At 66.7% G+C, this 10,085-nt stretch carries 9 protein-coding genes; 4 read left to right on the forward strand and 5 right to left on the reverse strand.

Features of this window, described 5'->3' with window-relative positions:
* The first annotated feature begins 152 nt into the window (after nucleotides 1-152).
* Both WAL33_RS16340 and WAL33_RS16345 read left to right on the forward strand, forming a co-directional pair.
* Nucleotides 153-512 (forward strand): hypothetical protein, encoded by a 360-nt coding sequence (locus tag WAL33_RS16340; RefSeq protein ID WP_422182582.1) that lies wholly within the window; start codon nucleotides 153-155, stop codon nucleotides 510-512.
* Nucleotides 513-643: 131 nt separating this feature from the next.
* The gene (locus WAL33_RS16345; RefSeq protein ID WP_422182583.1) at nucleotides 644-955 is read left to right on the forward strand and encodes an antibiotic biosynthesis monooxygenase family protein; all 312 of its coding nucleotides are present in this window, start codon (nucleotides 644-646) and stop codon (nucleotides 953-955) included.
* A 75-nt stretch (nucleotides 956-1,030) separates the two neighbouring features.
* Here WAL33_RS16345 and WAL33_RS16350 read toward each other — a convergent pair whose 3' ends face one another.
* The 3 genes from WAL33_RS16350 to WAL33_RS16360 form a co-directional block, all read right to left on the reverse strand.
* Complete coding sequence (locus tag WAL33_RS16350) at nucleotides 1,031-1,501, reverse strand: hypothetical protein (RefSeq protein WP_422182584.1); 471 nt, start codon at nucleotides 1,499-1,501, stop codon at nucleotides 1,031-1,033.
* Between the two features lie 180 nt (nucleotides 1,502-1,681).
* Nucleotides 1,682-3,214 carry a bifunctional glutamate N-acetyltransferase/amino-acid acetyltransferase ArgJ gene (gene argJ / locus WAL33_RS16355; protein WP_422182585.1) on the reverse strand — a complete coding sequence of 511 codons (1,533 nt, stop codon included), beginning with the start codon at nucleotides 3,212-3,214 and terminating at the stop codon, nucleotides 1,682-1,684.
* On the reverse strand, nucleotides 3,211-4,191 hold the full coding sequence (locus WAL33_RS16360; protein WP_422182586.1) for a foldase protein PrsA: 981 nt from the start codon (nucleotides 4,189-4,191) through the stop codon (nucleotides 3,211-3,213). Before WAL33_RS16360 ends, argJ begins: the two co-directional genes overlap by 4 nt.
* A gap of 296 nt (nucleotides 4,192-4,487) precedes the next feature.
* Between WAL33_RS16360 and secA the strand changes: the two genes are divergently transcribed.
* Nucleotides 4,488-7,253, forward strand: coding sequence for a preprotein translocase subunit SecA (gene secA, locus WAL33_RS16365; RefSeq protein ID WP_422182587.1), 2,766 nt, complete (start codon nucleotides 4,488-4,490; stop codon nucleotides 7,251-7,253).
* Between the two features lie 105 nt (nucleotides 7,254-7,358).
* Here the strand turns inward: secA and WAL33_RS16370 are convergent, their stop codons facing one another.
* Nucleotides 7,359-7,796, reverse strand: a complete 438-nt coding sequence (locus WAL33_RS16370) for a MarR family winged helix-turn-helix transcriptional regulator (RefSeq protein WP_422182588.1) — start codon at nucleotides 7,794-7,796, stop codon at nucleotides 7,359-7,361.
* A 155-nt stretch (nucleotides 7,797-7,951) separates the two neighbouring features.
* On the opposite strand from WAL33_RS16370, the gene WAL33_RS16375 reads away from it, so the two are divergent.
* Nucleotides 7,952-8,938 carry an alpha/beta fold hydrolase gene (locus WAL33_RS16375; protein ID WP_422182589.1) on the forward strand — a complete coding sequence of 329 codons (987 nt, stop codon included), beginning with the start codon at nucleotides 7,952-7,954 and terminating at the stop codon, nucleotides 8,936-8,938.
* 105 nt (nucleotides 8,939-9,043) lie between these two features.
* On the opposite strand, the gene WAL33_RS16380 is transcribed toward WAL33_RS16375, so the two are convergent.
* Complete coding sequence (locus WAL33_RS16380) at nucleotides 9,044-9,838, reverse strand: FkbM family methyltransferase (RefSeq protein WP_422182590.1); 795 nt, start codon at nucleotides 9,836-9,838, stop codon at nucleotides 9,044-9,046.
* Nucleotides 9,839-10,085 lie beyond the last annotated feature (247 nt).

Consider the following 10,085-nt stretch of genomic DNA (forward strand, 5'->3'; position numbering starts at 1 on the left):
GCCCCCTCCGGCCCTCTGGGCCACCTCCCCCAGATGGGGAGGATTGCGCTCTATCCCCGCTCGCGCCGATCACGACTCCAACGAATCCAATCCCTTAAACAAAAACGCACGTTTCTCATCCCCACCCTCCAGGACGGCCGCACACTAGCGGCATGACCCAAACCGACATCCCCACCTGGTGCCACACCTTCCAGCAGAAGCTGATGGCCGCCCTCGACGCGGCCTGGGCGATCCTGGAGCACAGCCACGATCCGGCCGAGATCCGCGCGGCCCGCGACAAGGCCAAGGCCGTCGGCGACCTGGCCGCCATGGCCCGCAAGGTCGCCCTGATCGTCCCGACCCCGCGCGGCAAGCCGCAGGTCGCCGAAGCGGCGGCCGGCCTAGCCACCACCCAGGCCGTGGCGACCGTGCAGGAAATGGTCGCCTCCGTGTCCCGGCCGGTGGCGGCTCAAGCCGAACCTAGCCGCCGCGCATTGGACAAGCTGAAGGGCGGACGGCGCGGGCGGTTATGACGAAGCGGATAGACGGTTCGTCAGGCGGACGTTCCGAATGCCGGCTGGGGGTGGAAAGCGGCAGTTGCCTCTGCGTCCATCGCCCCTACTTCTCGTATGATCGATTCGCTTTTCGCCCAGGTTCGAACGCCGTGATTGTCTTCATCAATGTCTTCCAAGTCGATCCGCCCAATCAACAGCGATTGGTCGATATATTGACCAAGGTCACCGGCGAGATCGTCAGCAAAGCGCCCGGGTTCGTTTCGTCGACCCTTCATCGCAGCACAGACGGCAGCAAGGTCACCATGTACGCTAAATGGGCCAGCCTCGCTGACTATGAGGCCATGCGCCAAGACCCGGCCCCACGCCCATTTCTCGAAGAGGCCCTGTCTTTCGCTCGATTTGAGCCCGGCATGTATGAAGTGGTCGGCGAGTTCCATCCAAAAACGGACCGGGAAGTCTAAAACCACTCCGCCTCGAAAGTCGGTTACGGGTCGCGAACGGAAATCGGGACGGCGCCCGAAACCAGACCCTGCCCCCTAGTTCGGCCGCTCCGCCGGCTCCAGCTCGAAGGCCGCGTCCAGGGTGACCTCGTCCACCACCTCGCCCCTCAGCGCCGCGTCCAGCACCTCGCCCAGCGAGCTCCAGACGAAGGCCAGTTGTTCCAGCACGGCCGGCAGGCGCTCGGGCTCGAAGCCGGGATAGAGGTCGGCGACCAGCCACAGACCGGTCAGCACGTCGAAGCCGAAGCGGCAGCCGATCAGGCGGAACTGGGCGCGGGCGATGGTCTCGAACAGGGCGTCCAGAGTGCGGGCCTGGTCCAGGTCGGTGTTGTCGAACACCTGGCAGCGCACCTGCAGCCAGTCGCCCTCGGGAAACAGATAGAACGCCCCGCCGTCGTCGGCGCCGGAGACCTCCAGGCCGCGATGGATGGCCTCGACCACATAGCCCGCCTCCAGGCAGGCCTCGGCGATGTCGGCGAGGTTGATGGGGGTGTCTTCATCGGTCATTCGATCTCGATCCTTCCCAAATCGCCCGTCATTCCCGCCCTTGTGGCGGGAACCCCTCGTTCAGCTGACGGTGCGTCGCCTTGGCGCGTTGGCGCGCCACATCTCCGCCCTTGCGGCGGACAAAGGGGTTCCCGCCACAAGGGCGGGAATGACGGTTGAAAGGTGGGCTGACGCCCGTTCCTAGCTCCGATAATCCCCGTTGATCGCCACATACTGCTTGGTCAGATCGCATGTCCACACCGTGGCCGAGCCCTTGCCGACGCCGACGTCGACGCTGACCTCGAACTCGGCCTTCTTGACGTACTTGCTCATCGCCGCCTCGTCGTAGTCGGCCGAGACCAGGCCGTCGCGGGCGGCGTAGAGGTCGCCGAACCGGACGCTGATCTTCTCGCGATTGACCGGCTCGTCGGCTCGGCCGACGGCCATGACGATGCGGCCCCAGTTGGCGTCCTCGCCGGCGAAGGCGGTCTTGACCAGCGGGCTTTCGGCGATGGTGCGGGCGATCTTGCGGGCCGACAGCGGGCTCTCGGCGCCGTTGACGGTGATCTTGACGAACTTGGTCGCGCCCTCGCCGTCGCGGACCAGCTGCAGGGCCAGGTCCAGCAGCACGGCCTCCAGCTTTTCGCGGAAGTCGGCCAGGCGGCGGTCGCCGGCCCGGTGGATCTTCGGCGCGCTCGACTGGCCGGTGGCGAACAACAGCAGGGTGTCGTTGGTCGAGCGGTCGCCGTCCACCGTCACGCAGTTGAAGGTGGTGCGGGTGTAGAGGCTGACCAGGGTCTGCAGGGCGGCCGGGGCGATGGCCGCGTCGGTGGCCACGAAGGCCAGCATGGTGGCCATGTCGGGCGCGATCATGCCCGAGCCCTTGGTGATCCCGGCGATCCGCACCTCGTGACCGTCGATCAGGGCGGTGGCGTAGGCCCCTTTCGGGAAGGTGTCGGTGGTCATGATCGCCGAGGCCGCGCTCGCCCAGGCGTCTTCGGTCAGGCCGGCTTCCACCAGGCGCAGGTTCGAGGTGATCTTGCTGTCGTCCAGGATCACGCCGATCACCCCGGTCGAGGCCATCATCACGTCGCGCTGGCGGCAGTCGAAGCGCTTGCCCACGGCCGTGGCCACGCGGCGCACCGCGTCGGCGCCCGGCTTGCCGGTGAAGCTGTTGGCGCAGCCGGCGTTGACCACCAGGGCGCGGACGTCCTCGCCCTTGGTGGCGGTCAGCTGGCGCTTGCACCAGTCGACGGGCGCCGAGCCGACGCCGTGGCGGGTGAACACCCCGGCGCAGCTGGTGCCTTCGGCGAAGCGCATCAGCAGCAGGTCCTCGCGGGCGTGCTTGTAGAAGCCGGCGCGGCCGGTGGCGATCTCGACCCCGGCGATCGGCGGGATGGTGGGGAACGGGACGGCCAGGGGCGAGACGGCAAGGCCGGGCTTGCCCGGCGCGCCCGCGGCGGCTGGCTTGGCGGCCTGGATCGCTTCCCTCTTCGCTGAATCGGGCACGCCCTGGTCGGCGTCCTTCTGGGCGCGACGCAGGCCGGCGCGCTTGAGGGCGGCGGTCAGCGGGTCCAGCGCCCGTTCCAGGGTCTGGCTGACGCTGGCGCCGACCTGGCCGACGATCTCGGCGGGGGTGGGGGCGGGGGCGGCGACGGCGGCCTTCGGGGCGGTCTTCTTGGGCGCGGCCTTGGCCGCCCTTTTGGGCGCGGCAGGCTTAGGGGACTTGGTCATTTCTTGGCCGGAGCTTGAGCGGGGGCGGACGCCGGCAGGGCGTCGTCGAGATCGGAGGAGGGGGCCTGGTCGGCCGAGCCCCGGGGCGCCGAGGCCGGCTCCTGCGGGGCGCCGGGCACGTCCTGGGGCTTGCCGGACAGCATCTCGACCTTGGCGCCGCCGCGCAGCTTCTCCAGCAGGTCGCGGACCTGATCATACGTCAGGAAGCGGACGATCTGCGGCCGGGCGGCCTCCAGGGTGATAGGTTCTTCCAGTCGCTTGTCCTCGACGCGCAGCACGGCCCAGCCGCTCTCGGTCTGGAACGGACCGACCAGGGCGCCCTTCTGGACGTCCTTGAGGGCCACGGCATAGGCGGGCGGCATGACGTCGATGGTGAAATAGCCAAGGTCGCCGCCGTTGAAGCGGGTGGCCGGGTCGGTCGAGCGCTCCATGGCCAGGGCGTCGAACGAGGCGCCGGCGGCCAGCAGCTTCTTGACCGCCTCGGCGTCGGCCTGGCTGGCCACCAGGATCTGGCGGGCGCGGATCTCCTCGGAGCGCTTGGACAGCTTCTGCTGCTCGGCATAGAGGCCGCGGATGGCGTTCTCGTTGACCGCCTTCTCGACGACGCTCTCGACCAGCATGTCGCCCAGGATCCGCTCGCGCGCGGCGGCCAGGCGGCGTTGCGCCACCGGGTCCTTGTCCAGCTTCTGCTTGAGGGCCTCGGCGGCCAGCAGCTTTTGATCGACCACCTCGTCCAGGCGCTGGCGGAACAGGTCCGAGCCGATGTCCAGGGGCTCGCCTTCGCTGATCAACCCTTGGGCCACGGCTTCGCGCTTGACGTCCGACGCCCAGACGGTGTGGCCGTCGACCCGGGCGACGGCGGTGTCGCCGGGTTCGGGCGGGCGCTCGTCGGCCTTGTTGCGGCCGCAGGCGGCGATCAGCAGGGAAAGGACGGCGACGGCCGTCAGGGCGTAAACGCGGGACTTGTCTACATTCATAAGGGCCGATCTCCGGCTGACTCTTCCTCAGCGCTCTAGCGCGGATTACCTTCAAGAGGAAACAGCTTCGCGTCGAGCTCGCGTCATGGATCGGAAAACGAGCTAAGCCGTTAAAGCCGGCGCAAACCGTGACCCCACGCCCCCGCCTCGCGTTGACACCCGCAAGGCCGGTGCTTAAGTCTCCGCGCGCGCACTAGAAGCTCGTTTCCACCGGCAGCTTCACCCCCATTCTACCGTAGTGAAGGCCTCCAAGCCCTAGCGCCGGCCTCACAGACAGCACTCCGGATCCTGTATTCATGCTCGGCTTCGCCAAAAAGTTCTTCGGCTCTTCCAACGAACGCAAAGTCAAGGCGATGTCCGCCAAGGTGGCGAAGATCAACGCCTTGGAGCCGGAATACGCCGCGCTGTCGGACGAGGCCCTCAAGGCCAAGACCGCCGAGTTCAAGGCCCGCCTGGAAAAGGGCGAGACCCTCGAGGACCTGCAGGTCGAAGCCTTCGCGGTGGTCCGCGAGGCGTCCAAGCGCGTGCTGGGCATGCGCCACTTCGACGTCCAGATGGTCGGCGGCATGGTCCTGCACGGCGGCGGCATCTCGGAAATGCGCACCGGCGAGGGCAAGACCCTGGTCGCGACCCTGCCCACCTACCTCAACGCGCTGGAAGGCAAGGGCGTCCACGTCATCACCGTGAACGACTACCTGGCCAAGCGCGACGCCGAGTGGATGGGTCAGATCCACAACTTCCTGGGCCTGTCGTACGGCGTGATCGTCAACGGCCTGAGCCAGGGCGAGCGCCAGCGCGCCTATCGCAGCGACATCACCTACGGCACCAACAACGAATTCGGCTTCGACTACCTGCGCGACAACCTCGTCTACAGCGTCGAGGAAATGGTCCAGCGCGGCCACCACTACGTGATCGTCGACGAAGTGGACTCGATCCTGATCGACGAGGCCCGCACGCCGCTGATCATCTCGGGCCCGACCGAGGACCGCAGCGAGTTCTACAAGACCATCGACGTCCTGGTGAAGGAGCTCATCAAGGACAAGACCAACTACGATCACGACGAGAAGCAGAAGCAGGTCATCCTCACCGAGGAAGGCCAGGAGCGCATCGAAGAGATCCTGATGGAAGGCGGCCACCTGGCCGAGGACACCGCCGGCCTCTACGACGCCGCCAACATCTCGGTCGTGCACCACGTCAACCAGGCCCTGCGCGCCAACGTGCTGTACACGCTCGACAAGGATTACATCGTCAAGGACGGCGAGGTGATCCTGATCGACGAGTTCACCGGCCGCATGATGACCGGCCGCCGCCTTTCGGAAGGTCTGCACCAGGCCATCGAGGCCAAGGAAGGCGCCAACGTCCAGCCCGAGAACCAGACCCTGGCCTCGGTGACCATCCAGAACTATTTCCGCCTCTACAAGAAGCTGGCCGGCATGACCGGCACGGCCGCGACCGAGGCCCAGGAATTCGACGACATCTACAAGATGGGCGTCAGCGAAATCCCGACCAACCGTCCGGTCCTGCGCATCGACGACGACGACGAGGTCTATCGCACCGAGCGCGAGAAGAACGAGTCGATCCTCAAGCAGATCGCCGACTGCCACGCCCGCGGCCAGCCGATCCTAGTCGGCACGGTGTCGATCGAGAAGTCCGAAGAGCTGTCCAAGCTGCTGTCGACCTACGCTTGGGAATATGAGGGCAAGAAGCGCAAGGGCATTCCGCACCAGGTGCTGAACGCCCGCTTCCACGAGCAGGAAGCCGGCATCGTCGCCGACGCGGGCGTGCCCGGCGCGGTGACCATCGCCACCAACATGGCCGGTCGCGGCACCGACATCCAGCTGGGCGGCAATCTCGACATGCGCCTGGCCAACTGGCGCCAGCAGCAGAAGGGCCTGGGGATCACCCCGAGCCACGAGGATGAGCTGGCTCAGAAGGCCGAGCTGGAAATCGAGATCAGCGCCGCCAAGGCCCAGGCCCTGGCCGCCGGCGGCCTGTTCGTGCTGGGCACCGAGCGCCACGAAAGCCGCCGCATCGACAATCAGCTGCGCGGCCGCACCGGCCGTCAGGGCGACCCGGGCCGTTCGAAGTTCTTCCTGTCGTGCGAGGACGACCTGCTGCGCATCTTCGCCGGCGAGCGCCTTGACGCCATCATGCGCACCTTCGGCGTCCAGGAAGGCGAGGCGATCACCCACAAGTGGCTGAACAACGCCATCGCCACCGCCCAGAAGCGCGTCGAGCAGCGCAACTACGAGATCCGCAAGAACCTCCTGAAGTACGACGACGTCGTCAACGATCAGCGCAAGGCCGTGTACGAGCAGCGCCAGGAGTTCATGGAGGCCACCGACCTCTCCGACATCATCACCGAGATGCGCCATGACGTGATCGACGACTTCGTCGTCCGCTACATGCCGCCTAAGGCCTATGCCGAGCAGTGGGACATCGAGGGTCTGGACGAACGCGTCCAGGCGATCCTGGGCCTGACCCTGCCGCTGAAGGAGTGGGCCGCCGAGGAAGGCTTCGGCGACGAGGAGATGCGCGAACGCCTGGTCAAGGCCGCCGACGCCTACGCCGCCGAGCGCGAAGTGATCATCACCCCCGACCAGATGCGCTCGGTGGAGAAGAACTTCCTGCTGCAGATGATCGATCTGCAGTGGCGCGAGCACCTGATGCACCTGGACCACCTGCGCAACGTCATCGGCCTGCGCGGCTACGGCCAGCGCGACCCGTTGAACGAGTACAAGACCGAGGCCTTCTCGCTGTTCGAGAAGCTGCTGGGCGACCTGCGCACCAACACCACGCGCTGGCTGATGACGGTCGAGATCGCCTATGCCGAGCCCGAGCCGCTGCATACGCCCGAAGGCCTGACCGAAGTGCACCTGGACCCGCTGAGCGGCGAGAACGTCGCCACGGCCGGCGCCCTGCCCGAGGGCCTGTCGCCGGAACAACGCGAAGCCTTGCCGGTCACGCTCCTGCCGGAAGGCTGGGAATACACCGCCCGTAACGGCGCCTGCCCCTGCGGTTCGGGCAAGAAGTTCAAACACTGCCACGGGGCGCTGGTTTAAGCCCTGAGCGCTTGGTGATTACAAAGACGCCCGCCCTGGGAGACCGGGGCGGGCGTTTTGTTTTGATATTTGATCCGGATTGGATGGCTTGGCGCCAGGGTTCGCTCACCCTTCCGTCAACGCCCCACGCAGCGCCTGGACCTGCTTGTTCAGCGCCTCCAGCTGTTCCAGGGTCATGGCCGATTTCGCCACCAGGGTCTGGCCCAGGCAGTCGCATTGGATCAGCAGGGCGCGTCCCGCCTCGGTCAGGCTGACCTGAACCTGGCGCTCGTCCACCGTGCCGCGTCGGCGGGCGACCAGCTCGGCCTGCTCCAGGCGCTTGACCAGCGGCGTGATCGTGCTCGACTCCAGCGCCAGGCGCTGGGCGATCGCCCCGACGGTCGCCCCGCCATCCTCTTCCTTGGCCTCGCCCAGCACGCTCAGCACCAGGTACTGCGGATAAGTGATGCCCATCGCGTCCAGCATCGGCTTGTAGGTGCGGGTGACCGCCATGCTGGTGGCGTAGAGGGTGAAGCAGATCTGGTTGTCCAGCGGGATGGGCACGACGGTGGTCCTTGCGAGCGAAAACGTCTCGCCAACTTAATACCACGAAAAATGATATCGCGATAAAGATTTCGCTGGACAGGTCGTCGCAGGCCCTCTAGTCATATTGATATCGCGATAATGGATATCGCGAAAACAATCACGAGGACTTCGAAATGAGCCAGTCGATCAACCAAGCTTCGCGCCGCACGCTGATGACCGGCGGCCTGGGCCTCGTCGCCGCCGCGACGGCCGCGTCCTTCGCCGCCACCCAAGCAGCTCAAGCCTCCCCCGCCGCCTCGAAGACCTCGGGCGCCAAGTCGACCACCGGCAGCGGCTACGTTACGGTCCAGGACGGCACGCAGATCTTCTACAAGGACTGGGGTCCCAAGACCGCCCAGCCGATCGTCTTCCACCACGGCTGGCCGCTCAGCAGCGACGACTGGGACGCCCAGATGATGTTCTTCGTCGGCCAAGGCTACCGGGTCATCGCCCACGACCGTCGCGGCCACGGCCGGTCCACCCAGACCGACACCGGCAACGAGATGGACACCTACGCCGCCGACGTGATCGCCCTGGCCCGCCACCTGGACCTGAAGAACGCCATCCACGTCGGTCACTCGACCGGCGGCGGCGAGGCGATCCACTACGCCGCCCGAGCGGATGCCGGTCGGGTCGCCAAGGTGGTGCTGATCGGGGCGGTGCCGCCGATCATGCTGAAGACGGCGGCCAATCCCGGCGGCCTGCCCAAGGAGGTGTTCGACGGTTTCCGCTCGGCCCTGCTGGCCAACCGCGCCCAATTCTTCCACGACGTCGCGGCCGGCCCGTTCTACGGCTACAACCGCCCGGGCGCGAAGGTCTCGGCGGCCACGGTCGAGAACTGGTGGCGCCAGGGGATGATGGGCGGCGCCAAGGCGCACTACGACTGCATCACCGCCTTTTCCGAAACCGACTTCACCGACGATCTCAAGTCGGTCGATGTGCCGGTGCTGCTGATGCACGGCGAGGACGACCAGATCGTGCCGATCGCCGACAGCGCCTTGCTGGGCATCAAGCTGCTGAAGAAGGGCACGCTGAAGACCTATCCGGGCCTGCCGCACGGCATGGCCACCACCCACGCCGAGGTGATCAACAAGGACCTGCTGGCCTTCTTCAAGGCGTAGGTTGACCAGAACCAGAAACGCCCGCCCCGGGAAACCGGAGCGGGCGTTTTGCTTTTTTGCGCTTATCGCTTTGCGCGCTCGTGGGAGGAAGGGAACGCGAGGTTCTCACCCCGGAGCGATCAGCCCCTTGGCTGGATCCGTTTCGTGGATGGCCAGCAGGTTCCCGCCCGCTTCGAACACCGCGTAGCCATGCTCGCCCAGGAAGCCGCGGAGGGCGACCTCGTCGGCCTTGATCCGCTCGATCAGCATCTGCGGCTTGCACGCGGCGATGGTCGCGCGACCGCCCAACAGGGCCTCCACCTCCATGCCCTCGATATCGATCTTGATGAAATCCAGTCGCGTCAGACCCATGTCGTCGATCGCCATCATCCTGGTGGGCTGGGCCCGCGCATAGTCGATCTCCTGGCCGATGAATTCGTTCGTCGCCGTCGGGCGGATCTCCAGGCTGCCGAAGCTGGAGGGCGTGAAATAGTCGGGCGTGGGCACGGCGATGGTCCCGGCCTCCTGGCCCACCGCCGCCCAGATGGCCCGGGCATTGAAGCAGTTGTTGAGTGTGATGTTGCCAGCCAGGGCGTAGAACACCCGCTCCTGGGCCTCGAACGCCGCGACCTCGCCCCAGCCATGCATCAGGTGGGCCCACTCGATGGTGTGAACGCCAATATTGGCGCCGCAGTCCAGCGCGATCACCCCGTCGCCGAAGTGGGCCCGCCGCATCTCCAGCAACTGCAGAACGCCATCGACCTCGCTTGGATCGAAGGCTTGAGTCGCCAGCAACTGGGCGCCGACTCCATAGGCCGTGCCGTCGGGCAGGCGGTGATAATCGTGCCGGTTGACCAGCATCGCGCCATGAAGGGTCGAGGTCAGCACGAAGGCCGTGGGGCGGGGGTTGAACTTGCGCATGGGGACCTCGGCGAATCTGACGCTCCAGCAGGCCGCCAAGGCGCTGCTCGGGTCAAGCCGCTGTCCCGCCCAAACAGAAACGCCCGCCCCGGGAAACCGGGGCGGGCGTTTTGTTTCGTGCGACTAAGGCCCGCTGGGTTTTAGTCGATCGGGTTCCAGCGTTCCGGCGGAGCGGCCACGCGCTTGGGGCCGCGGAAGTCGCCGCCGCCCGAGCGGGCCTGGCCTTGCGCCTGGGCCTGGCCTTGGC

The sequence above is a fragment of the Caulobacter sp. genome, from assembly GCF_049283275.1.
Lineage (GTDB): Bacteria > Pseudomonadota > Alphaproteobacteria > Caulobacterales > Caulobacteraceae > Caulobacter.

What these genes read in the sequence shown, in the direction of transcription:
- WAL33_RS16340 (WP_422182582.1), top strand. Translation starts at nt 153, where the DNA reads ATGACCCAAACCGACATCCCCACCTGGTGCCACACCTTCCAGCAGAAG.
- WAL33_RS16350 (WP_422182584.1), bottom strand. Translation starts at nt 1,501, where the DNA reads ATGACCGATGAAGACACCCCCATCAACCTCGCCGACATCGCCGAGGCC.
- argJ (WP_422182585.1), bottom strand. Translation starts at nt 3,214, where the DNA reads ATGACCAAGTCCCCTAAGCCTGCCGCGCCCAAAAGGGCGGCCAAGGCC.
- WAL33_RS16360 (WP_422182586.1), bottom strand. Translation starts at nt 4,191, where the DNA reads ATGAATGTAGACAAGTCCCGCGTTTACGCCCTGACGGCCGTCGCCGTC.
- secA (WP_422182587.1), top strand. Translation starts at nt 4,488, where the DNA reads ATGCTCGGCTTCGCCAAAAAGTTCTTCGGCTCTTCCAACGAACGCAAA.
- WAL33_RS16375 (WP_422182589.1), top strand. Translation starts at nt 7,952, where the DNA reads ATGAGCCAGTCGATCAACCAAGCTTCGCGCCGCACGCTGATGACCGGC.
- WAL33_RS16380 (WP_422182590.1), bottom strand. Translation starts at nt 9,838, where the DNA reads ATGCGCAAGTTCAACCCCCGCCCCACGGCCTTCGTGCTGACCTCGACC.